Origin of the sequence: Thiocystis violascens DSM 198, assembly GCF_000227745.2 — a bacterium.
GTDB lineage: Bacteria > Pseudomonadota > Gammaproteobacteria > Chromatiales > Chromatiaceae > Chromatium > Chromatium violascens.
In genome coordinates, this window is sequence record NC_018012.1 from 1,058,744 (window position 1) to 1,082,623 (window position 23,880).

The 23,880-nt window shown below is 64.1% G+C and carries 16 protein-coding genes and 2 tRNA genes; 9 read left to right on the plus strand and 9 right to left on the minus strand.

All coding sequences use genetic code 11. The annotated features are described in order from the left end of the window. Nucleotides 1-11: 11 nt before the first annotated feature. Nucleotides 12-932, minus strand: coding sequence for a polyphosphate kinase 2 (gene ppk2 / locus THIVI_RS04750; RefSeq protein ID WP_014777497.1), 921 nt, complete (start codon nucleotides 930-932; stop codon nucleotides 12-14). 317 nt (nucleotides 933-1,249) lie between these two features. Here ppk2 and THIVI_RS04755 point away from each other — a divergent pair, with 317 nt between their 5' ends. From THIVI_RS04755 to THIVI_RS04775, 5 genes are all read left to right on the plus strand, one after another. Continuing rightward, nucleotides 1,250-2,653: a bifunctional enoyl-CoA hydratase/phosphate acetyltransferase gene (locus THIVI_RS04755; protein WP_014777498.1), complete on the plus strand. Its 1,404-nt coding sequence runs from the start codon at nucleotides 1,250-1,252 to the stop codon at nucleotides 2,651-2,653. A gap of 9 nt (nucleotides 2,654-2,662) precedes the next feature. After that, complete coding sequence (locus THIVI_RS04760; protein ID WP_014777499.1) at nucleotides 2,663-3,850, plus strand: acetate/propionate family kinase; 1,188 nt, start codon at nucleotides 2,663-2,665, stop codon at nucleotides 3,848-3,850. 28 nt (nucleotides 3,851-3,878) lie between these two features. After that, nucleotides 3,879-4,658, plus strand: coding sequence for an enoyl-ACP reductase FabI (gene fabI, locus THIVI_RS04765; protein WP_014777500.1), 780 nt, complete (start codon nucleotides 3,879-3,881; stop codon nucleotides 4,656-4,658). A 60-nt stretch (nucleotides 4,659-4,718) separates the two neighbouring features. Then, a complete protein-coding gene (locus tag THIVI_RS04770) occupies nucleotides 4,719-7,073 on the plus strand; it encodes an alpha/beta fold hydrolase (protein ID WP_014777501.1) in 2,355 nt (784 codons plus the stop codon). A 91-nt stretch (nucleotides 7,074-7,164) separates the two neighbouring features. Further along, nucleotides 7,165-8,157: an alpha/beta hydrolase gene (locus THIVI_RS04775; RefSeq protein ID WP_014777502.1), complete on the plus strand. Its 993-nt coding sequence runs from the start codon at nucleotides 7,165-7,167 to the stop codon at nucleotides 8,155-8,157. A gap of 112 nt (nucleotides 8,158-8,269) precedes the next feature. Here THIVI_RS04775 and THIVI_RS04780 read toward each other — a convergent pair whose 3' ends face one another. From THIVI_RS04780 to leuS, 6 genes are all read right to left on the minus strand, one after another. Beyond that, the gene (locus THIVI_RS04780) at nucleotides 8,270-10,234 is read right to left on the minus strand and encodes a cyclic nucleotide-binding domain-containing protein (protein WP_014777503.1); all 1,965 of its coding nucleotides are present in this window, start codon (nucleotides 10,232-10,234) and stop codon (nucleotides 8,270-8,272) included. Between the two features lie 311 nt (nucleotides 10,235-10,545). Beyond that, nucleotides 10,546-11,115, minus strand: coding sequence for a Uma2 family endonuclease (locus THIVI_RS04785; RefSeq protein ID WP_014777504.1), 570 nt, complete (start codon nucleotides 11,113-11,115; stop codon nucleotides 10,546-10,548). A 64-nt stretch (nucleotides 11,116-11,179) separates the two neighbouring features. Beyond that, entirely contained in the window at nucleotides 11,180-12,454 is a 1,275-nt protein-coding gene (locus THIVI_RS04790) for a glutamate-5-semialdehyde dehydrogenase (protein WP_014777505.1), read from the minus strand. Between the two features lie 101 nt (nucleotides 12,455-12,555). Next, nucleotides 12,556-13,590, minus strand: coding sequence for a DNA polymerase III subunit delta (holA, locus tag THIVI_RS04795; protein ID WP_014777506.1), 1,035 nt, complete (start codon nucleotides 13,588-13,590; stop codon nucleotides 12,556-12,558). A gap of 275 nt (nucleotides 13,591-13,865) precedes the next feature. Continuing rightward, the gene (locus THIVI_RS04800) at nucleotides 13,866-14,399 is read right to left on the minus strand and encodes an LPS-assembly lipoprotein LptE (protein ID WP_014777507.1); all 534 of its coding nucleotides are present in this window, start codon (nucleotides 14,397-14,399) and stop codon (nucleotides 13,866-13,868) included. Between the two features lie 48 nt (nucleotides 14,400-14,447). Continuing rightward, nucleotides 14,448-17,006 carry a leucine--tRNA ligase gene (gene leuS, locus THIVI_RS04805; RefSeq protein WP_014777508.1) on the minus strand — a complete coding sequence of 853 codons (2,559 nt, stop codon included), beginning with the start codon at nucleotides 17,004-17,006 and terminating at the stop codon, nucleotides 14,448-14,450. Nucleotides 17,007-17,126: 120 nt separating this feature from the next. On the opposite strand from leuS, the gene THIVI_RS04810 reads away from it, so the two are divergent. The 3 genes from THIVI_RS04810 (at nucleotide 17,127) to THIVI_RS04820 (ending at nucleotide 22,389) form a co-directional block, all read left to right on the plus strand. Next, nucleotides 17,127-17,666, plus strand: coding sequence for a zinc ribbon-containing protein (locus THIVI_RS04810; RefSeq protein WP_014777509.1), 540 nt, complete (start codon nucleotides 17,127-17,129; stop codon nucleotides 17,664-17,666). Between the two features lie 429 nt (nucleotides 17,667-18,095). Beyond that, entirely contained in the window at nucleotides 18,096-20,579 is a 2,484-nt protein-coding gene (locus THIVI_RS04815; RefSeq protein WP_014777510.1) for an ATP-dependent Clp protease ATP-binding subunit, read from the plus strand. Continuing rightward, nucleotides 20,563-22,389, plus strand: a complete 1,827-nt coding sequence (locus THIVI_RS04820) for an AMP-dependent synthetase/ligase (protein ID WP_014777511.1) — start codon at nucleotides 20,563-20,565, stop codon at nucleotides 22,387-22,389. Before THIVI_RS04815 ends, THIVI_RS04820 begins: the two co-directional genes overlap by 17 nt. Before the next feature lie 113 nt (nucleotides 22,390-22,502). Here the strand turns inward: THIVI_RS04820 and THIVI_RS04825 are convergent. Further along, a tRNA-Glu gene (locus THIVI_RS04825) sits at nucleotides 22,503-22,578 on the minus strand. A 56-nt stretch (nucleotides 22,579-22,634) separates the two neighbouring features. After that, nucleotides 22,635-22,710 (minus strand) — tRNA-Ala (locus THIVI_RS04830). Between the two features lie 197 nt (nucleotides 22,711-22,907). Here THIVI_RS04830 and htpX point away from each other — a divergent pair. After that, nucleotides 22,908-23,795, plus strand: a complete 888-nt coding sequence (gene htpX / locus THIVI_RS04835) for a protease HtpX (protein WP_014777512.1) — start codon at nucleotides 22,908-22,910, stop codon at nucleotides 23,793-23,795. Nucleotides 23,796-23,880 lie beyond the last annotated feature (85 nt).

Here is a 23,880-nt window from a genome sequence, read left to right on the forward strand (position 1 = left end):
AGTACGTCGGATCAATAGCACTTCGGCACCATGACCTCGTCGGGGAGGACAGAGCGCTCGTAGTCCGGGTTAAAGATGCGGTCGGGCAGGCTGACCGGCTCGTGCGGCACCTCTTCGTAGGGGAGTTGCTCCAGTAGGTGATGGATGCAGTTCAGACGCGCGCGCTTCTTGTCGTTGGCCTCGACCACGAACCAGGGCGCCTCGGAGATGTTGGTGCGGGCGAAGGTCTCCTCCTTCGCCTTGGTATAGTCTTCCCAGCGCACGCGGGACTGGAGGTCCATGGGACTCAGCTTCCATTGCTTGAGCGGGTCGTGGATGCGGATGAGGAAGCGCAGTTGCTGCTCCTCGTCGGTGATGGAGAACCAGTATTTGATCAACCGGATGCCGGAGCGCACCAGCATCCGCTCGAACTCGGGCACGTCCTGGAAGAACTGCTCGACCTGGTCCGGCGAGGCGAAGCCCATCACCCGTTCGACACCCGAGCGGTTGTACCAGGAACGATCGAAGAGCACGATCTCGCCGCCGGAAGGCAGATGCGGAACGTAGCGCTGGAAGTACCACTGCGTGCGCTCGCGGTCACTCGGCTTGGTCAGCGCGACCACGCGGCACACACGCGGGTTGAGCCGTTGCGTGATGCGTTTGATCACGCCGCCCTTGCCGGCCGCGTCACGGCCCTCGAAGATCACGGCCACCTTCTCGCCGGAGTGTTCGACCCAGTCCTGTAACTTGATCAGCTCTGCCTGCAAAGTCAGCAAGGACTTGAAATAGGTGACGCGGTCGAGCGTCTCGGGATGCTTGCGCTTATAGATCTTGCGCAGTTCCATGGACAGCGCTGGCTCGGAGAGTTCCAGCTCGAAATCCTCGTCGAGCGAATCCTCAAGCTCGGCCCTGATCCAGTCCATGCCGTCGAATTGCGTGTCGTCGATGCTCATCGCGTCGTTCCAGTCTCTATGGGGTCGATGAATAGCCCGTCAGGGACGACGCCATCGCGGAGATCACGACAGCGCGCGCTCGGGCACGGATGCCAGTCTAGGGGGCGGTTGTGTCGATTGGATGGCCGTTCCGTGACATCGCCGTCACGCAGACCGTCATGGACGCGGTTGCAACGCGGTTGAGCGGATTCACCAAACCACCTTGGTTCCTTCATTTCCGCGTCACAGTTGCATCTTATCCTCTTGTGCAATGCAGCAATGCGCGCTCCAGGTCCGACTGGCCGCGCGTTTTCGTCATCCTTCACAAGGGGCGTTCCATGGCCGAGTTCCTCGAAAACCGCATCTACGATGAGATCCAGATCGGTCAGATGGCGGGGTTGCAGCGCACGCTGACGCGCGACGACGTGGCCCTGTTCAGCAAGGTATCGGGCGATTTGAATCCCATCCACATCGATGAAGAGTACGCTCGCTCGCAAGGGGCGAAGGGCGTCGTCGGGCACAGCCTCTGGGCGACCAGTCTCGTCTCCAGTCTGCTTGCCAATGTGCTGCCGGGACCGGGGACGGTCTATCGCAGCCAGGAGGCGACCTTCCATCGTCAGGTCGCGCTGGGCGACACCCTCAAGGCGCGGATCACCGTGCTGGAGAAACGCCCGGAACAGCAGGTTCTCTTCGCCTGTCTGGTGCTCAATCAGCACGACCAGGAGGTGATGACCGGCCAGGCGCTGGTGGTCGCGCCGACTGAGCGGCTGCGCATCGAGGCGGTCGACGTGGGCGACGTCACGGTACGCCGGCACGACAGTTTTAGTGTGCTGCTGGAGCAGGCGTCACGCCTGGAGCCGGTGCCGACGGCAGTGGTGCATCCGGTCGACCGGGTCTCGTTGGAGGGGGCCATCGAGGCGGCGCAGAGCGGCTTCATACGGCCGATTCTGGTGGGACCGGAGGCGCGCATCCGGACGGTCGCGGAGGAATTCGCCATTGATCTCGGCGGCGTCGAGATCCTCGACGTGGAGCACAGCCATGCCGCCGCCGCGCGGTCGGTCGCGCTGATCCGCGAGGGCGCCGCCGAGATCCTCATGAAGGGCAGCCTGCATACCGACGAGGTGCTGAGCGCCGTGCTCGACAAGGTCAACGGCATCCGCACCGCGCGACGCATCAGCCATATCTTCGTGATGGACGTGCCGACCTATCCCAAGCTGCTGCTGATCTCGGACGCGGCGGTCAACATCGCGCCGGATCTGGAAGCCAAGGTCGACATCTGTCAGAACGCCATCGACCTGGCCCGCACCGTCGGCGTGGACTGCCCCAAGGTCGCCATCCTCTCGGCGGTCGAGACCGTGCGTCCCAAGATCCAGTCGACCCTGGACGCCGCCGCGCTCTGCAAGATGGCCGATCGCGGCCAGATCACTGGCGGCATTCTTGATGGTCCGCTGGCCATGGACAACGCCATCAACCTGGAGGCGGCGCGGATCAAGAAGATCGCCTCCGAGGTCGCGGGCGTCGCCGATGTGCTGATCGCGCCGGATCTCGAAGCCGGCAACATCCTCTCCAAACAGCTCATCTATCTCGCCAACGCCGAGGCCGCCGGGATCGTGCTCGGGGCGCGGGTGCCCATCATCCTCACCTCGCGCGCCGACAGCGTGCGCACGCGCCATGCCTCGGCCGCGACGGCGGTTCTCCACGCCCACGCGGTGCGCCAGGGGCTGCACAAGAAGAGCCTTTAGGAGACCGTCATGAGCGAGCTGATCCTCACCCTCAACGCCGGCTCCTCCAGCATCAAGTTCGCGGTCTATAATGTGGACGGCGAGTCGCTGGTCCAGACCCACAAGGGTCAGGTCGAGGGCATCGGCAGCGCGCCGCACTTCATCGCCCGCTCGGTCGGCGGGCAGCTCCTGGCCGAGAGCTACTGGGAGCCGGCGTCCATCGGGCAGGGCCACGCCCGCGCCTTCAAACAGATCTGGAGCTGGCTGGACGCCATCGCCGCGGGCGGGAGCCTCATGGCGATCGGTCATCGCGTCGCCCATGGCGGGGAAACCTACGCGCATCCAGCACTGATCGACGCGACCGTCATTACCGAACTGACCCGTCTCATCCCGCTGGTGCCGCTGCATCAGCCAAGCAATCTGGCCTCGATCCGCGCCATCGCGGCGGATCATCCCGCGCTGCCCCAGGTCGCCTGCTTCGATACCAGCTTTCATCGCGGGCGCGCCAGGGTCACCGAGCAACTGGCCCTGCCGCGCACGCTGCTGGACCGGGGCGTCAAGCGTTACGGCTTCCACGGGCTCTCCTACGAATTCATCGCGCAACGGCTCCGGGAGATCGCCCCCGAGATCGCTGCCGGGCGGGTGGTGGTCGCCCATCTCGGCAGCGGTTGCAGTATGACCGCGCTGCGTGACGGACACTCGGTCGATACCAGCATGGGTTTCTCCGCGCTCGACGGGGTTCCGATGGGGACACGGCCCGGCGCGCTGGACGCGGGCGTGCTGCTCTATCTGCTGCGCGAGGACCGGATGACGGTCGCGGACCTGGAGGATTTGCTCTACAAGCGCTCCGGGCTGCTTGGCCTCTCGGGCGTCAGTAATGACCTGCGCGCTTTGCATGCGAGCGACGATCACGCAGCGGTCGAGGCGATCGACTTCTTCGTCTATCGTGTCGGCCAGATGCTCGGCGCGCTCTGCGCCTCGCTCGGCGGAATCGACGCATTGGTCTTCACCGCTGGGGTCGGAGAGAACGACACCGAGATCCGTGCTCGGATCTGCCGTGACGCCGCCTGGCTCGGTATCGAGATCGACGAGGCCGCGAACCTCGCGCGCCAGCCGCGCATCAGCCCTGAGCATCAATCCCCATCGGTCTGGGTCATCCCGACCGACGAGGAGGCGATGATCGCCAGACATACGCTGCGGATCGTTCGTGGCCGCTGACCCCAACACAGACAACGAGACACGCGCCATGCTTGATGCGAGCTATTTCAGCCTCGAAGGCAAGAAGGGACTGGTGATCGGGATCGCCAACGAGCAGTCGATCGCCTATGGCTGTGCCAGGGCGTTCCGCACCCTGGGGGCGGAGCTGGCGATCACCTACCTGAACGAGAAGGCGCGCGCCTTCGTGGAGCCGGCCGCACAAGCGGTCGACGCCAAGCTCTTCCTGCCCTGCGATGTCATGGCGCCGGGCGAATTGGAAGCCGTCTTCGAGGCGGTGCGCGAGCAATGGGGTCGGCTCGACTTCGTCGTCCACTCCATCGCCTTCGCCCCGCGCGAGGATCTGCAGGGGCGACTGGTTGACTCCTCGGCCGATGGCTTCGGCCTGGCGGTGAACGTATCGGCGCATTCCTTCCTGCGCATGGCGCGGCTCGCCGAACCCCTGATGACGGAGGGCGGCTCGCTCTTCGCCATGACCTTCCATGGATCGGAAAAGGTGCTGCCGACCTACAACCTCATGGGGCCGGTCAAGGCCGCGCTCGAATCCGCCGTGCGCTACACCGCCGCCGAGCTAGGTTCCAAGAACATCCGCGCCTTCGCCATCTCGCCAGGCCCGCTGCACACCCGCGCCGCCTCCGGGCTGAAGGACTTCGATGTCCTGGTCGACATGGCCCGCGAGCGCTCGCCGCTGGGCCGGTTGGCCGAGATCGACGACGTGGGCGCGGTCGCGGCCATGCTCGCGACCCGCACCGGGGCCATGCTGACCGGCCAGACCATCTACGTGGACGGCGGTTTCCACATCACGGGCTGAGGATCGGTCACGCCGTAACTTTGCGTTCGAATTTCAACATTCACCGACTGGATGACGCCCATGTTCAGCTTTCCCGATGTTTCGCAGCGCCCCGATTTCGCGGAGACCTTCGGCGATTTCAGCCGATCCATGAGTCAAACCGGCGATGCCTATTCGAACTACGCCAAGGATTTGGGCACCATCGCCAAGGCCCATGGCGAACGGGCGAACAGCACCGCTCAGGCCAACCTGAAGCACAACCAGGAAGCCTGGCAAAAGGTCGCCTCGGCCCTGGCGTCCCCGACGCTGCCACAGCAGTGGGTCGAGTATCTGACCGATGCATCCCAGCGCTCCGTGCTCTACGCCGATGCCATGCGCCAGCGCGGAAATTACTTCATCGAGCATGAGGAAGGCTCGAACAAAACGGTCCTGAGCTGGGATCACGAGACCGTTGTCGATGGCACCAAACTGGCCCGCCCAGTCAATTACTCGCTGGTGCGGATCGTCCCGCCGGAGGGCGTCACGGTCCGCGAGGACGGTCGTCCCTACATCATCATCGACCCGCGCGCCGGTCACGGCTCTGGGATCGGCGGCTTCAAGCACGAGAGCGAGGTCGGCGCGGCGATTCATCAGGGCCACCCGGTCTATTTCGTGACCTTCACCCGGTTGCCCCAGCCGGACCAGACCCTGGCCGATGTGACCGCCACCGAGGCCGATTTTGTGCGCGAGGTACGTCGCCGTCATCCGAATTCGCCCAAGCCCATCATCATCGGCAACTGCCAGGGCGGCTGGGCCGCCATGCTGCTGGCCGCCACCAACCCGGATATCACCGGCCCCATCGTCGCCAACGGCGCGCCGCTCTCCTACTGGGCAGGGCAGAAGGGTAACAACCCCATGCGGTATATGGGTGGCCTGGTCGGCGGGGCGATGAGCGTCAAGCTCCTGAGCGACCTGGGCAACGGACAGTTCGACGGTTCCAATCTGGTCTCAAACTTCGAGCGTCTGAGCCCGAGCAACACCTGGTGGAGCAAGTACTACGACCTCTGGCGCGAGATCGATACCGAGGTTCCGCGCTTCGTCGGTTTCGAGCGCTGGTGGAGCAGCTTCTACTACATGACCGAGCAGGAGATCCGCTGGATCGTCGAGAATCTCTTCGTCGGCAACCGGCTGGCGCGCGGTCAGGCCAACCTGGACGAACGCACCCACGTCGACCTGCGCAATATCAACTCGCCGATCATCATCTTCGCCTCCCACGGGGACAACATTACCCCGCCGCAGCAGGCATTGGGCTGGATCGCCGATCATTACAAGGATGTCGAGGAGATCAAGGCGCGCGGTCAGCGCATCCTCTACACCCTGCATGACAAGGTCGGACATCTGGGGATCTTCGTCTCATCCTCGATCGCCAAGAAGGAGCATCAGGAGATCGTCTCCACCCTCAAGGCCATCGAGGCGCTGTCTCCCGGACTTTATGAAATGGTCATCACGGGCGCGACCGGCGAGGGCGTCGATAAGCGTTTCCACGTCGCCTTCAAGGAACGCACCATTCCCGAGGTGACGGAAGCTTGCGGCGGCGATGACTCGGATAGACCCTTCGCCGCCGTGGCGCGCTTCTCCGAACTATCCACCGAGATCTACGACCTGACCTTGGGTCCCTGGGTGCGGGCGATGAGCAACCAGACGACGGCGGAGCTGCTAGCGGCCACCAACTCCATGCGCCTTCAGCGCGCCCTGCAGAGCGACCGCAATCCCATGATGCTGCCGCTGGAGACGATGGCCGAACAGGTGCGGCAGAACCGCCAGCCGGCCGATGCGGACAACCCCTTCCGTCAGTTGGAGCAGTTCGGGGCGAATCTGGTCACGCAGTGGTGGGACGGCGTGCGCGATCTGCAGAACGCCATGATCGAGACCAGCTTCCATCTGCTCTGGGCCGCGCCGCCGGTCGAGGCGCTGGGCGAGCGGATGTCGCGACGCATCAGCGACGCCCCGCAGGAGGATCTGCGCTCGCTGGTCCAGGTCCAGGATGCCCTGGATCGCATCGACCAGGGTGGCTTCGCCGAGGGTGTCGTGCGCATGCTGATTCTGCTGGCCCACTCCCGCAAGGAGGTCCGCCGGTCGCGTCTGGAACGGTCCAACCGGATGCTCATGTCCACCGAGCCCTTCGCCAGCATGAATCCCAAGCACCGGACACGGCTGATCCACCGCGAGTCACTGATCGTGGGCTTCGAGCCGGAGGCCGCCATCGCCGCGCTGCCGCGCTTGCTGCAAGACCCGGGCGAGCGACTCCGGGCGCTCGATCTCTGTCTGGGGATCGCCGGCCCGCGCGAGGAGATGAGCGCCGAGACCCACGCCATGATGGCGCGTCTGACGCAGGTACTGAGCGAAAAACCAAGCTCGGACCTGAGCGAGACCGACAGCGTCCTTAAGGTCGCTTGAGCAAAAGGGGAAGAGCCACGCGGGCCGGATGACCTACCCGGCCCGCGCAATATCATTAGACTGCCAACTGAAAACTGTCCACTTCCCCAGAATGCACCCCCTCCCGCCCAATCTCCCCGCCCCCCTGAGCGCCTTCCTGACCGAGGTGCGTGAGATCAAGCGGCTGCGGGTCGCGGCCGGCTATCGCCACACCCCGACCAATGCCCGCGAGGCATTGGAATTCATGACGCGGCGTCACCTGATCCAGATCCCACCCATCGCCCTGATCCGCGACGAGATCATCCCCGGTGCGGATTACGACGTGCCGGTGCGGCTCTACCATCCAGCGCCGGACGAGCCCCTGCCGGTCGCCCTGTTCGTTCACGGCGGCGGACACGTCTCCGGAAGCGTCAGCCTTTATGACCCTATTGCCCGCAAGCTGGCCGCAGCCAGCCGTCGACTGATCGTTTCGATCGACTACCGGCTGGCCCCCGAGTGCCCTTATCCGAACGCACTCAAGGATCTGATCGCCTGCGTGAAAGGCGTCTTCCCCCTGCTGGACTCGCTGCGAGACCGCCTGTCGTTCACGCCCCGCCTGGCCCTGGTCGGCGACAGCGGCGGCGGCGCACTCTGCGCCAGCGCGGCGCACCTGACCCAGTTCGAGCCCGGCGTTGCCATCGAGCGCCAGGCGCTCATCTATCCGAGCCTGGACTACACGCTCTCCAAGCCCTCGGTCACCGAGAACGGCGAGGGTCTGCTGTTGGAGCGCCAGCGCATCCTCTGGTACTTCGACAGCTACTTCCAGCGGGCGGAGAACCGCCGCGAGGTCTCGCCGCTCTTCATGCCCCTCACGCCCGATTACCCGCCAACCCTGGTTGCGACGGCGGAATTCTGTCCGCTAAGGGACGAGGGGATCGCCTACGTCGAACGTCTGCGGGAGTACCGGATTAAGGTCGAGCACATCCACTACCCTGGGCTGGTGCACGCCTTCCTCAACCTGGAAGACCTGGTTCCGGACACCTGCGCCGAACTCTATCGGCGCGTCGGCGACTTTCTGGCCGGACCGACCACGAGGGACGATGACGCAAAATCCGTCCGGTCATGAGCGCCTGATTCAGTCGATCTGTTCCATCCTCCAGGCGAGGCGGGCGTCCTGACGCGCCGCGATTTCGCCACCGGAGACGGATTCACGAGGGTGTACCGAGTTGGTCACGGCCTCACGACATCGATGGCCGGACCTTTCTCGTCGAACTGCCGCTGCGCGCCGGCTCGACGCGCCGCTCCTGGAGGCGCAGAGCGGGGACTTCCTGCTCCTGCGGTGGCGCGATTCGGCCATGCTGCGCCGCGTCCGCCGGTTCCAGGGTCTTGGAGAAGATGGCGATGAGGAACCCCGCGAGGGTCGATAGACCAATGACGTTGCCGCCCTTGAGGTAAGCCTCGGGAAGCATGGTCTCGGCGATCATGGTCAGCATGGCGCCAGCGGCGAGCCCCTCCACGAAGGCGAAGAGATGGGGATCGGCCCCGGCGAAGAAGACGCTGCCGGCGGCGGCGCCGATACCGGTGATGAGCATCAGCCCACTCCACATACCGAGAATGCGACCGAAATCCATCCCCTGCTGTCGCATCCCGACGGAGCTGGAGAGCGCTTCAGGGTAGTTGGAGAGAAAGAGACCGACGATCAGCGAGACGCTGATCGCGGCGTGCAACATACTGGAGCCGATGACTAGCGATTCCGGGATGCCGTCCAGGGTGATACCGAGAAAAATAGCCAGGGGGGCGCCGCCGTGCTGGGCGTGACTCAGGCTCAGCGAGGCAACCGCGGGCATCGGCTGACGCAGTTCCAGGGCGTGGCGAGCGGCTTGTCGCCAGCGTGTCGCGCGCTCGGCGGAGAGTCGCACCCGCTCGGTTAAATACCGCTCGGCCTCGCCCTCGGCAAGGAAGGCGCGGATCGCCTCGATCAGACCTGGCAGGCGGCGCAGGATCTCGTCCAGGTCGCGACGGCGCAGTTCCCAGACGATCGTCTCCTCGGTGGTGACCGCGGTCTTGGTGTGCGACGCGCCGGTGAGGAAGGAGAACCCGCCCAGGGCGTCGCCCGGTCCCAGTGGCTCCGAGCCGAGATGGGCGTGCGCGGGGTCGACCAGGCTCACCTGCCCCTGCTCAATGATGAAGAACCGGGACGCGGGCTGACCCTGCGCGAAGAGATGCTCGCCCTTGGCGTGTACTTTGCGAAGCAGGTGATCGGCGATCAGGTCCAGCTCCGCGTCCGGGAGACGCTGGAACAGGGGAAAGCGGCGCAGATCCCGCAATTCCGAGCGCACCGTCGCGACCCGATGGCTGGCGGGGCCTGGCTTGGGGATGCTCCCATTGCGCAGCAGCGACTGGGCGGCCTGATCCAACCAGGACTCGGCCGCCGCGCGCGTCATGCCCTGGCGCTGAACCAGATAGTCCAGGGTCGCGGGCTCGCGCAGCCGCCGGTGCACGGCCTGCACATAGGCGTTGGACGCGCGTTGCAGACCATCCAGACTCTCCCTTGGGATCACCCAGACACTGGCGTCGCTGGTGGCGACGGCGGTGTCGCTGGTGGGAGCGCCGGTGAGGGTCGAGTACCAGCCGAAGATTTCGTTCGGCCCCAGCCGGGCGAGCAGGCGCGAGCGATCGGCGGCGTCGTAGATCTCGACCGTCCCGGACACCAGGATGTAGGCCGCGTCCGCCGGATCAGCGGCCTCGAAGATGACGCTGCCGCGCGGGTAATCCTGGGACCGAGCGGAGGCGGCCAGAACCTTGCAATCGGCGTCTTCGAGCGCCTGGAAAAGCTCGGTCCGCGTGACCTGGCCCATGACGCGCTTGAGCTGGCGGTGCTCCTGACGGCGCAGGTGATAGAAGGTGGTGGAGGTCTTGCGCACGAAACCGCCGAAGTCGTTCACCAGCAAATTCAGGGCAACGAAGAGCAACCCGCCGCACACGGCCCCGATAGCGAGGGTATTGAAGTGCCCGCGCTCAAGCGCCGCGCCGACCAGATCGATCGTGAGCGCCGCGAGCAGCGCCCCGCCGCCGAAGGCCATGAGCACGGCCGTGGCACGGTCTCCCGGAGTCCAGAAACGCGCCGTCAAGGCCCCCAACGGAAGTGAAACGGCGCTCAGGATGCCCATCCAGAAGGCGCTCCAGATCAGTGACTCGGTCATGTGCCATGGCTCCCCGCGCGGACGTTGAGCGGGATTCTAAACCCTGGATAAGACGAAACCGAGACGCTGCCAGATCCTTGTCGTTCGTCAATCCCCGAATCGCAGTCGAGCGATCCTACTCGACCGGCGTTGGGTATAACCTCAAGCGCTTCCTCGCCACCCCTGATCCTGGTCGCCGACAACAACGAGAGTGAATCGCTTGCATTGCAAGCGATGGCGAATCGAAGCGTCACGGCAATAAAGCGAAGTCTCCGACTTGCGTTACAGGACGATGACGACGGATGCGGCTGGTTCGGCGCGCATGTTTTCCGCTAATCAAAGACAACATCCTCATAGAGATCGGCGAGCGTCAGCGTCGGGCGCAGGGGGGGACAGTCGAGATCGATCATTCCCTCCACGTCATAGGCACGATATCGCCAGCCGCCATCCGCATCCCGCGCGTAATGCTCGACACTGCGTCGATCCTGAGCGACCAGCAGATAATGACGCAGCGACGGCAGCGCGCGATAGGCGATGAGTTTCTCGCGCCTGTCGGTCAGCTCGGTCGACGGCGATAACACCTCGGCGATCAGGCAGGGTGCCTGCTTGTAGAACGGATCGGCATCGTCGGGAGCGCAGGAGAGCAGCACGTCGGGATAATAAAACGACTCGTGAGCGGCAACCCGCGCCTTCATATCGCTGATGAAGACGCCGCAGGGCGTCCCTCGCGTCGCAGCACGCAGATGGAAAAACAGATTGCCGGCGATGCGGTTATGCGCCTCGCTCGCGCCGGCCATCGCGAATACCTGACCGGCGATGTATTCATGACGGATATCGCTCCGCTGTTCGCCGTCCAGATATTCTTCGACCGAAATCGGCAGATTGGTGACGGTTGCGGGCATGATTAGGAATCCTCTGTAACGACAACAGTTTCGCGGTTTCGATTCAGGATAAGCCGTGGCTCGCTTAACCTCGCACCTCGCCATCGCCGAGCACGACGAACTTCACCGAAGTCAGACCCTCCAGCCCCACCGGGCCGCGGGCATGGAACTTGTCGGTACTGATGCCGATCTCGGCGCCCAGTCCATACTCGAAACCGTCGGCAAACCGGGTCGAGGCATTGACCATGACCGAACTGGAATCGACCTCGCGCAAAAACCGGCGGGCGCGACTGTAGTCCTCGGTGACGATGGCATCCGTGTGCGCCGACCCGTGACGGGCGATGTGATCCATGGCCGCATCGAGTCCATCCACGATCCGAATCGCGAGGATGGGCGCCAGATACTCGGTGTCCCAGTCGGTCTCGGTGGCCGATACCGCATCGGGCAGGATCTCGCGGGTGCGCGGACAGCCGCGCAGTTCGACCCCCTTCTCGCGATAGGCGGCCGCCAGACCGGGCAGGATTTTCGTTGCTGCGGGCGCGTCCACCAGCAGGGTTTCCATGGTGTTACAGGTACCGTACCGCTGGGTTTTGGCGTTCATCGCGACCTTGAAAGCCTTGTCCGGATCGGCGTGTTCGTCGATATAGACATGACAGATCCCGTCCAGATGCTTGATGACCGGCACCCGCGCCTCACGGCTGATGCGCTCGATGAGCCCCTTGCCGCCGCGCGGAATGATGACATCGATCGATTCGGGCATGGCGATCATGGCGCCCACGGCGGCGCGATCGGTCGTCGCCACCACCAGTACGCCATCCACCGGCAGCCCGGCCTGCGCCAGACCCTGCTGGATACACAGCGCAATCGCCTGATTGGAGGCGAACGCCTCCGAACCGCCGCGCAGCAGCGTGGCATTGCCCGACTTCAGACAGAGCGCGGCGGCATCGGCCGTCACATTGGGCCTTGACTCGTAGATGATGCCCACCACGCCCAGCGGCACCCGCATCCGCCCGACCTGAATTCCCGAGGGTCGATAGTTGAGATCGGTGATGGCGCCGATGGGATCGGGCAACGCGGCAACCTGCCGCACCCCTTCGATCATGGCGTCGATGCGCCCCGGCGTGAGTTCGAGCCGATCCAGCAGCGCGGCGTCCAGACCCTTGGCCGCGCCGGACTCCAGATCGCTCCGATTCGCGACCGCGAGCGCGGCGCGCTCCTGATTCAGCCGCTCGGCGATGGCGAGGAGCGCGGCGTTCTTCTGGCCTGTGCTGGCGCGCGCCAGGGCACGCGAGGCGGCTCGGGCGCGTTGACCAAGATCCGTCATGTAGGCGGCGATGTCGGTGATGGGTGTGTCGGTCATTTCAAAAACCTTGGTTCGATCGGTGGTTAAGGTGATTGCCTGAAAACTATCGACGCACAGAGAGGCTATTCCTATTCATGGACAGGATTTCGTAAGATTCTTCACGATCCGCTGTTGACTGGCACCCGGAAGCCTCCCGCGCTCAAGGCATCCGCGATCATCGCCAGGCGCTGCCATGAATCGTCCGACGCCAGACCCTTGATCGAGAGATCGGTCAGAAGACATTGCTGTAACAACCGTTGCAACAGCACGGGCGAAAGCCGCCGCAGCGTGCGCGCGATGGTCTCCTGACGCGGACGGGGTACGCGATGCGCGGCGAACGCAGGCTCTGGCGAGATGCGCCGCGCAATCGCTCCGGCGACTTCCGTCAGCATCCGCAGTTCGCGGGCGAGCACCCAGAGCACCAGCGCGTCGGCGGTCCCTTCGCCGCGCAGCACCGACAGAACGCGCTGCACCCGCGCCCGGTCGCCGGCCAGCGCCGCGTCGGTTAGAGCGAAGAGGTCGAAACGGGCACTGTCGGCCAGATTGCCAAGCAGATCGTCCAGGGTGAGTGGGCCGGGTTCGTGCAGCAGACGCAGCTTTTCGATCTCCTGCACCGCCGCCAGCAGATTGCCCTCGGCCCGTTCGGTCAGCAGCGCGGCGACGCCCGGTCCGGCCTGGAATCCCGCGGCCTGAAGGCGCTGCCCGAGCCAGGGCTCCAGTTCCTTTTCCTTCATCGGCCAGACCTGCACCAGAACGCCAATGGACTCGACCGTTTTGGCCCACTGGGTCTGAAGATCCTTGCGCTCCAGACCGGGCGCGAGGATCAGTAACAGGTTATCGGGACAGGGACGCGCGCAATAGGCGCGGACCGCCGCGCCGCCGTCCTTACCCAGCTTGCCGCTGCCGACGCGCAGTTCGATCAGCTTGCGGGCCGAGAACAACGACATGGCATCGGCCGATGCCGCCAGGAGATTCCAGTCGAAGTTGGCGTCCGCGTCCAGAATTTCGCGCTCGTCGAACCCCTTGCGCCGCGCCTGCTCGCGAATCAGACGCGCGGCCTCGCCGAGCTGATAGGGCTCGTCGCCGCAGAGCAGATAAACGGGCGCAAGCGCGCGATCGAGGTGGTTTGGGATCTGATTGAAGCGCAGTTGCATCGCGATCGAGAGTTGCCTGAAAGATCGTCACCAAAGCGGCCAAACGCGAGAATCTACCGGAGCTTAGATCGGGATGCCAGCGCCGGAGCGAGCAAACAGCAATCAGCCATGGCCGATATGGTCGATCCGGCGCTGTATCGTCAGCGGGCAGCCTCGGCATCCGATGCAACCAGGGTGTGGTCGAGGATAAGGTCTAAACCGCGTCTCCACTGAGGCCGAACAAACCCTCGAAACCAGACACAAAATGATAATTACGCATTTCGCTCTGGACGCGGTTAAATCAGAACCGCCCGCAGACGCATCAGAATACGATCCGCGGCATCGGTGGCGAAATCCTGATAGATGAGTTCTTCTTCGAGTTGTTTGCCCAACACCTCGACATCCGGATTATCGAAGTTTCGGACCAGATCCAGGGTCTGCGGCGGAACTTGTTGCGCGCCATCCGGCGCGACCGCATCGAAGCGCACCAGATAATGTAGCTCGAAGGCGAGCGTCTTGCCGTTCGCGTCCACCGCCGCGACCCGCGAGGAACGATTCTCGGACAGGATGCGCAGAATCAGCCTGGCCTCGGCGGGGTTCGCGGTCAGGCGCACGTCGCTGCCCGACAACAGATCCTCGATCGCGCGTCGCACCGGCGAACCGGGCGCGGACTGGAGATAGAGCGGATTCAGCGTCGGCGGAATCTCGATACTGCCGCGCAGATGAAAACCGCAGCCGGCCAAGATCGGAAAGACAATCAGCAGAATCAGCAGCCGAAGGTTCCGCGATCCCGTCAAAACGCAAAAGTCACCCACGAAACGCTCAAGCATCTCCACCCTGCCTATCCAAAATCATCATGTTTTTGTGAAACAAAAACATTAGGCCACGATGTTGACGAGCTTGTTCGGCACCAGAATCACCTTGCGCACGGCCTTGTCGCCAATGAATTTAAGCACCTGCCCGTTGGCCAGGGCCGCCGCCTGGATCGTCTCCCGGTCCGCGTCGGCGGGCACCTTGACGCTGGCGCGCACCTTGCCGTTGACCTGCACCACGTACTCGATGCTGTCCTGCCGGAGCGCGTCGTCATCCACCGTCGGCCAGGGAGCGGAGAGGATATCCTCGCCGAAGCCGAGTTCGCGCCACAGATGGTGCGTGACATGAGGCGAGATCGGCGCCAGCAGACGCAGCACGATGCCCACCCCTTCGCGCACGATGGCCGCGCGCGCGGCGGACGGCTCCAGTCGATAGAGCGTATTGACCATGGTCATGCAGGCCGAGACCACGGTGTTGAACTGCTGTCGCTCATAGTCGAACAGCGCCTTGTTCAGGGTCGCGTGAAGCTCGCGACGCGCGTCGCGGTTGGCGTCATCCAGCTCGCCCGCGAGCGTGGCATCGGACTGGATCGACTCCGACTCGCCCACGGCCAGCGCCCACAGCCGCTTGATGAAGCGGAACGCACCCTCGACCCCCTCGTCGTTCCATTCCAGCGATTGATCCGGCGGCGAGGTGAACATGGTGTAGAGCCGCACCGTGTCGGCGCCATACCGCTCGGTCAGCGATTGCGGATCGACGCCATTGTTCTTGGACTTGGACATCTTCTCGATGCCGCCGAAGGTCACCGGCTGGCCGTCGGACTTGAGGACCGCGCCGACCAGTTTGCCTTTCTCGTCACGCTCGCTCTCGATGTCGCTCGGATTGAACCACTGCTTGCGCCCTTCGCCATCCTCCCGAAACCAGGTCTCGGCGACCACCATGCCCTGGGTCAGCAGATTCTTGAACGGCTCGTCGCAGTCGACCAGCCCCTCGTCGCGCATCAGCTTGTGGAAAAAGCGGGCATAGAGCAGATGCAGCACGGCATGCTCGATCCCGCCGACATACTGATCGACCGGCAGCCAGTAGTTGGCGCGCGCGTCGAGCATGGCGGTGTCGCAACCCGCCGAACAGTAGCGGGCGTAGTACCAGCTCGACTCGAAGAAGGTATCGAAGGTGTCGGTTTCCCTGACCTCCCCGTTCGGGAGTTCGGAGAATGACGGCATCTTTTTCAGGGGCGAGCCGGAGCCGTCGACAATCACGTCCTCGGGCAGACGGACCGGAAGGTCGGTTTCGGGACGGGTTCCGCCATCGGCGGTCCGCACCACCGGAATCGGGCAGCCCCAGTACCGCTGACGCGAGACGCCCCAGTCGCGCAGCCGGAAGTTGACCGTTTTCTGTCCCCTGCCCCGCTCCGACAGCCAGTCGGCGATGGCCTCGAACGCCTGAGCCGAGGTCAAACCGTCGAAAGGGCCGGAATTGAAGAGCACGCCCTTGTCGGTATAGGCGGCCTGCTCGATGCCGCACGGGCTGTCGTCGGCGGAACGGATGACGGGCTTTTTGGGAATGCCATAGCGTTCGGCGAACTCCCAATCGCGCTGATCGTGCGCCGGCACCGCCATCACCGCGCCGGTGCCATAGCCCATCAACACGAAATTGGCGGCGAAGATCGGCACCGGCTCGCCGGTGATCGGGTGGATGGCGTCGATGCCAAGCCGCTGGCCCTTCTTCTCCATGGTCTCGATCTCGGCCTCCGAGGTACCGCCCTGACGGCAGTCCTCGATGAAGGCGGCGATCTCGGGATTATCCAAAGCGGCGCGATGCGCCAGCGGGTGTTCGGCGGCGACGGCGACATAGGTGACGCCCATGACCGTATCGGGACGGGTGGTGTAGATCCCGAGCGTCTCGTCGCTGCCCGCGATCCCGAAATCCATGTGAACGCCCTCGGAGCGCCCGATCCAGTTGCGCTGCATGATCCGCACGCGCTCGGGCCAGCCATCCAGTCCGTCGAGCGCATCCAGCAGCTCCTGCGCGTAATCGGTGATGCGCACCAGCCACTGTTCGATTTCGCGCTTCTCGACCGGCGCGCCCGAGCGCCAGCCCCGCCCGTCGATCACCTGCTCGTTGGCCAGCACGGTCTGATCGATGGGATCCCAGTTGACCGTGGTCTTGGCGCGATAGGCCAGCCCTTTTTCCATCAGTCGGGTGAAGAGCCACTGCTCCCAGCGATAATAGTCCGGATCGCAGGTCGCCAGTTCGCGCGCCCAGTCGTAGCCGAAGCCCAGGGATTTGAGCTGGTCCTTCATGTAGGCGATGTTCGAGCGGGTCCATTGCGACGGCGGAATGCCGTGCTGGATGGCCGCGTTCTCGGCCGGCAGGCCGAAGGCGTCCCACCCCATCGGCTGAAGGACGTTTTTACCCTGCATCCGCTGATAGCGGGCGATCACGTCGCCGATGGTGTAGTTGCGCACATGCCCCATGTGCAGCCGCCCGGATGGGTAGGGGAACATGGACAGGCAATAGAACTTCTCGCGGGACGGATCCTCGACGGCCTTGAAGGACTGGTGCCCTTCCCAATACTGCTGGGCTGCCGTCTCGACGGCGCGTGGATCGTAGTCGGTCTGCATGGAATGGTGTCTTGCTATCGGCGGTTGGAAGGGAATTCGATCTTTCGCAAGGATACCGCAGAGGCTTTTGCTATCCTAATCCCTGAAAGGTGAACGTCCACTCACGCGGGAATTTCGTCCATGACCGAAGAACACAAACACGACACCACCGACAAACTGGTGCATGCCTACGAGCAGATGCTCAAACAAACGCACGAGACGATCGAAAAGGCGCAGCAGGAATCCGTGCCCAAATTCCGCGAGATACTCGACAAGGCGCGCGATAACATGGTCGAACTCGGCGAGCTGACGCGCGAGGAGGCGGAAAAGGTCTCCGACTACATCAAGCGCGATATCGAGGACGCCGCCAATTACATCGCCGAGACCGGCCAGGAGATGCGCGACTGGTGGCGTTTCGACCTGGAACTGATCGAACGGCGAATGATGGACATGTTCACCCAGGTCGCCGACCAGACCAGTCTGCAACTCGCCCAATGGGCCGAGAACGCGCGCCGGATGAGCCTGTATCAGGCCGGCGAGGTCACGGGACCGGGGACGCTCATCTGCGACCGCTGCGGCGCCGAGACCCATTTCGTCAAGGCCGGACGGATCCCGATCTGCGCCGAATGCGGCGGAACCAGTTTCCGGCGGCGCAACGAGGAAACGGACAGCAAGGGTTGAGTCCAGCGCGCAAAATCCCGCAGGGCGACTGAATACCCCTGGGATTGCCGAGTCGCACTCGGCGTGACGTTCGCCGTCTTCCGAAGCCTTGCGTGGCGACCCTGAAGCCGTGCATGGCAACCCCGAAGCCGTCCTGAAGCCGTGCATGGCGAACCCCGAAGCCATCCTGAAACCGTGCGTGTCGCCCCCAAAGCCGTCCTGAAGCCGTTCGTGGTGAGGCACTCGAACCACGAATGGCTTCACGCTCCAAGTCCGATATTTCGCAGAATGCGTCCGGATTTTTCGCTTCATCGGCCCAGGCCAAGAATAGCTGCCCCAAAGACCATCCCGCCGCCAATCGCGTGACGAAAGGCTATAGTCATAGCAGACAGGGTACTCGGACGCGCGCCGCGCAATCACCGGACTCAAACGCTCTGACGACCATCGACCATGATCCAGAACATCAACCAACTCAGTACCCTGCGCGTGATGCAGACGTTCGAAACGGCGGTGAACGAGCTGGTCGCGCTGCGCCAGAATCTGCTGACCACGGATGTCCTGCTGATGGCGCTGATCTCGCAGGAGGATGCGGAGCCCCTGCGCATCCTGGAACAACTGTTGTCGAATCCGGCGCAGGCGGTGGCGCGAATCCGCGACCGGGTGCGGGAACATTATCGCGCGGCCGTTCCCACCGCCGGGAATCAGATCCTCATCAGTCAGGAGATCGAGCAGGCGGTGCGGATCGCCCGCGCGGAGGCGAAACGGCTCGGCGACAGTCTCATCACGACCGGCACCCTGTTCCTGGCGCTCTTCGATGCGCACTGCGGACCGACCGCGACGCTCTTGAGCGAGGCCGGGATCGGACTCGACGAGGCGCGCAAGGCGCTGGAGACGCTGCGCGGTGGGCGCACCGTCACCGCCGCCGAGGCCGAGAGCGAGCCGGACGTGCTGGCGCGCTACACCCGCGACCTCACCGAACTGGCGCGCCGGCACGAGCTGGATCCGGTGATCGGGCGCGAGGACGAGATCGCCCAGGTGATCCAGACGCTGTCACGGCGCAAGAAGAACAACCCGGCCCTGATCGGCGAGGCCGGGGTGGGCAAGACCGTGATCGTCGAGGGTCTGGCGCAGCGCATCGCCGATGCCGAGGTGCCCGATACCCTGCTGAACAAGCGTCTACTGGCGCTGGACATGGGCGACATCATCGCCGGCGCCAAGATGCGCGGCGAACTCGAAGAGCGGCTGAAGTCGGTGCGCGACGCGGTGATCGAGGCCAAAGGTCGAGTGATCCTCTTTATCGACGAGTTGCATACCGTGATGGGCATGGGCGGGGGCGCGGGTTCCGGCACCCTGGATGCGCCGAGCATGCTGAAGACGGCGCTAGCGCAGGGGTCGCTGCAAGTCATCGGCGCCGATACCACGGAGGAATATCGCCGTTTTATCGAGAGCGACAAGGCGCTGGAGCGACGCTTTCATCCGATTCTGGTGCGCGCGCCATCGATCCCGGACACCATCCGCATCCTCCAGGGGATCGCGCCCCGCTATGAATCCCATCATCAAATCCACTATCTGCCCGAGGCGCTGGAGGCGGCGGCCCAGCTTGCCGATCGCTATCTGACCGAGCGCCAGTTGCCGGACAAGGCCATCGATCTGCTCGACGAGGCCGGCGCCCACAAGCATCTGCATCGCATCTCGATCCCGGCCGATATCCGCGACCTGGAGCGCGCGCATCGCAACCTGCTGCGCGAGAAGACCGACGCCTTCAACCAGCAGCATTTCGAGCAGGCGGCGCGTCTACAGATGGAGATCCTGGCGCTGGAGGAACGTCTGTCGGCCGCGCGCGCCACCTGGGAAGCGCAGCGCGAACAGGAGGAAACGGACGTGCGCGGCGAGGACATCGCGCGGGTCGTCTCGCGCTGGACCGGAATCCCGGTGGCGCGGATGGTGGAATCCGAGTCGGACAAACTGTCGCGCATGGAAACCGAGCTGCACCGGCGGATCGTCGGTCAAGACGACGCCGTGCGCGCGGTCGCCAACGCCATCCGCCGCAACCGTGCCGGGATCGCGGCGGCGCGTCGGCCGATCGGTTCCTTCCTCTTTCTCGGACCGACCGGCGTCGGCAAGACCGAATTGGCCAAGGCGCTGGCCGCCTTCCTGCTCGACGACGAGAGCCGCGTGGTGCGGCTCGACATGTCCGAGTACATGGAGCGCCACGAGGTCTCCAAGATGATCGGCGCGCCGCCGGGCTACATCGGCTACGGCCAGGGCGGACAGCTTACCGAACGGGTCCGGCGTAATCCCTATACCGTCGTGCTGCTCGACGAGATGGAAAAGGCGCATCCGGATGTCTTCAACATGCTGCTGCAGATCCTGGAGGATGGCCGACTGACCGACGCCGAGGGCCGGACCGTGTCCTTCCGCAACACCATCCTGATCGGCACCTCCAATCTGGGCACCGAGTCGCTGTCGCCGGACAAGCGCCCGATCGGCTTCATCCATTCCGCCACGCCCGACGATGCCGAGGCCCGCTCGCTGGTCATGCACGAGGTCAAGCGCTTCTTCAAGCCGGAGCTGCTGAATCGTCTCGACGATGTCATTGTCTTTCATTACCTGGAGCCCGAGGAAGTGCATCGCATCGCCGGAATTTTCGTCGATGCGCTGATCCAACGTCTGGCGGTGCGCCGGATCGAGGTCGTCGTCGAGCCGGCGGTGATCGACAAACTCGCTCGGGACGGTTTCGATCCGATCTATGGCGCGCGCCCACTGCGCCGCGAAGTCGAGCGCCAACTGGAAAACCCGCTGGCCATGCTGATCGTCACCGGCCAGTGTCCGGATGGGAGCCGGGTCCAGGTTGGGCTCGATGATCAGGGGATCGCGCTGCGGGTCGATCCTGCCGCAGCCGGTGGAGAGTCACCGCATGAAAACACGCACTGATTTTCGTTCGGATGTCATCCCCGCTGACGCGGCAGGAACCCTGCCGGAACTCTTCCGTATTCGCGTGCGGCGGACCCCGGATCTCGTCGCCTATCGGCAGTTCGATATCGCCCAAGCGCAATGGATCGATGTCACCTGGCAAGCGATGTCCGAGCGGGTCGGACAGTGGCGGCGGTCGCTCGCCACCCTGGGGTTGGCGCCGGGGGAGCGGGTGGCGGTCCAGCTTCGCAATGGATTGGACTGGGTCGGTTACGAGCAGGCCGCGCTCGCCCTGGGTCTGGTTGTAGTGCCACTGTACCCGGACGACAATCCGGGGAACCTGTCCTACATTCTTCAGGATTCGGACAGCCGGGTGCTGCTGGTGGAAACCCTGGCGCAGTGGCGGGCACTGGCGCCGCTGCGCGAGCGGTTTCCCGCGCTGACACAGGTGCTGTGCCTGGAACCTTCCGGCGCACCGCCGGCCGACGATCTCACGTTCAGCAGCGTGGCGGACTTTCTGCGCCACGAGACCGGAGAACCGCCCGAACACCGCGCCGCCCCCGGGGATCTGGCCACCATCGTCTACACCTCCGGCACCACCGGCAGGCCGAAGGGCGTGATGCTGTCGCACTTCAGTATCCTGTGGAATGCCGAGGCCCAGCTCAAGATGGTGCTCACTGATCACGACGACATTTTTCTGTCCTTCCTGCCCCTGTCGCATACCTTCGAGCGCACCGTTGGCTACTATTTTCCGATGATGGCCGGCAGTTGCGTCGCCTACGCCCGCTCGCTGCAGGATCTCCGCGAAGATCTGCTGACCATCCGCCCGACGGTGCTGATCTCGGTTCCGCGCATCTACGAGCGGGCCTATGCCCGCATCCAGGAAAAACTGGCCGAGGATGGCCGACTCGCGCAATGGCTGTTCAGCCAGGCGGTGGAACTCGGTTGGGCGCGTTTCCTCGCCGGGCAGGGACGCGGCGATCCGCCCGGACGTCTCGACCGGCTGCTCTGGCGGTTGTTGCGGCCATTGGTGGCGGACAAGGTGCTGGCGCGGCTGGGCGGGCGTTTGCGCATCGCCATCAGCGGCGCGGCGCCCCTGCGGGCGGAGGTGGCGCGCTGCTTCATCGGGCTGGGACTCAATCTGCTCGAAGGCTACGGATTGACCGAATCCGCGCCCACGATCGCCGGCAACCCGGCCGAGGATAACGTGCCCGGCTCGGCCGGCGTGCCGATCCCTGGGATGGAGATCCGGATCGCCGACAACGGAGAACTCCTGGCGCGCGGCCCGAGCGTAATGCTGGGCTACTGGAAGCGCCCGGAAGAAACCCGGACGATGATCGAGCCGGACGGCTGGCTGCATACCGGCGACCTCGCCGAAATGCGCGACGGACATCTGTTTATTCGTGGGCGTCTCAAGGACATCCTGGTGATGTCCACCGGAGAGAAGGTACCGGCGGGCGATCTGGAGCGAACCATCCTGGAGGATCCCTGGTTCGAGCAGGCGCTGGTGTTGGGCGAAGGCAGACCCTTTGTCGCCGCACTGCTGGTTTTGGAGCGCCAGGCCTGGAGCGCGCTGGCGGCAAGCTTGTCGCTGGATGCGGACGATGAAGGATCGTTAGGGGACAAGCGCGCCAGAGCGGCGGTCATCGAACGCATTGGCGGGCTGTTGAGCGAGTTTCCGGCGCATGAGCAGGTACGCGGTGTGCATCTGCTGCTGACCGCCTGGACCCTCGACAATGGCTTGCTGACGCCCACGCTGAAGGTCAAGCGGGAGGAAGTGGAGCGGCGCTTTGCCGAGGCGATCCGGATGCTGTATCTCGACCACGATTAAACCGCCTCGGACGATTCGCGCGTCAGCTCGGGCGAAACCGCCTTGGCAGAGATACATCGTTCGGAAGGACAAAGAAAAAGGGCCTACGCTTTCGCGTAAGCCCTTGTTCCGATTGGCGTCCCCACGGGGGTTCGAACCCCGGTTACCGCCGTGAAAGGGCGATGTCCTAGGCCACTAGACGATGGGGACTAAACTTTTATCGATACTCTAGCGCTAGGAAACCGAGTACGGATTTTTACAATTTTTGGTGGAGCCAGGCGGGATCGAACCGCCGACCTCAACACTGCCAGTGTTGCGCTCTCCCAGCTGAGCTATGGCCCCGCATTCCAGGGCAATTCGCCCTGAGTCCGAGAATATTACTGGCTGTTTTCACGTTTGTCTACTATAGATTTAAAGTTCTGGTCCGGGGAAAATGCCCGCGCATGATCGATTCGTCCCCACCCTTGCCGCGAGCCGAAGTTTCCTGGCCCGCGGCAATGCCGTGGCGTCTTTCACTCACATTCCGGGGTTTCAACGATATGCTGCGTCTCTTTTTGTTTCTCGCGACCAATGTCGCGATCCTGGTCGTCATCAGCGTGGTCTTCCGACTCCTGGGTCTGGACAGCGCGCTGATGGCGAGCGGTGGGATCGACATGACCTCCCTGCTGGTGATGGCGGCCATCATCGGTTTCAGCGGTTCGCTGATCTCGCTATTTCTCTCGAAGACGATGGCGAAGCATGGCATGGGCGTGCAAATCATCGAACATCCCTCGACGACACTGGAGCAATGGATGCTAGAGACCGTCGCGCGCCAATCCGAGCGGGCGGGCATCCGGATGCCGGAAGTGGGCATCTTCGATTCGCCGGACCCCAACGCCTTCGCCACCGGCTGGAACCGGAACGCGGCGCTGGTGGCGGTGAGCACCGGTCTGCTCCGGCACATGTCGCGCGAGGAGGTAGAGGCCGTCGTCGGGCATGAAATCAGCCATGTCGCCAATGGCGATATGGTGACGCTGTCCCTGATTCAGGGCGTGGTCAATACCTTCGTGGTCTTCCTAGCGCGCATCATCGGCAGCCTCGTGGATCGGGTGGTCTTTAAAAACGAACGAGGCCCAGGGGTTGGTTATTTCGTAGCCTCGATGGTCGCGCAGGTGCTGCTGTCGGTCCTGGCCACCATGATCGTGATGTGGTTCTCGCGTTACCGCGAGTTCCATGCCGACGCGGGCGGCGCGCGCCTGACCAGCCGGATCCAGATGGCGAATGCGCTGCGGGCGCTGCAACGTGTCCATGAGCCCCAGGATCTGCCGGCCGGCGAGTTTGCCGCCTTCGGCATCTCGGGCCGGATCGGCGAGGGTTTCTCGGCGCTCTTCCGCAGCCATCCGCCACTGGAAAAACGCATCGCCGCGCTGGAACGGATGCCTTCTTAGGCGGTTTTTGAAAAAGCTCGTACCGAGATAGCCTCTGTTCGTGGCGCATTGGATCCGCTCATGGCTCAGGACGAACGGAAAATCG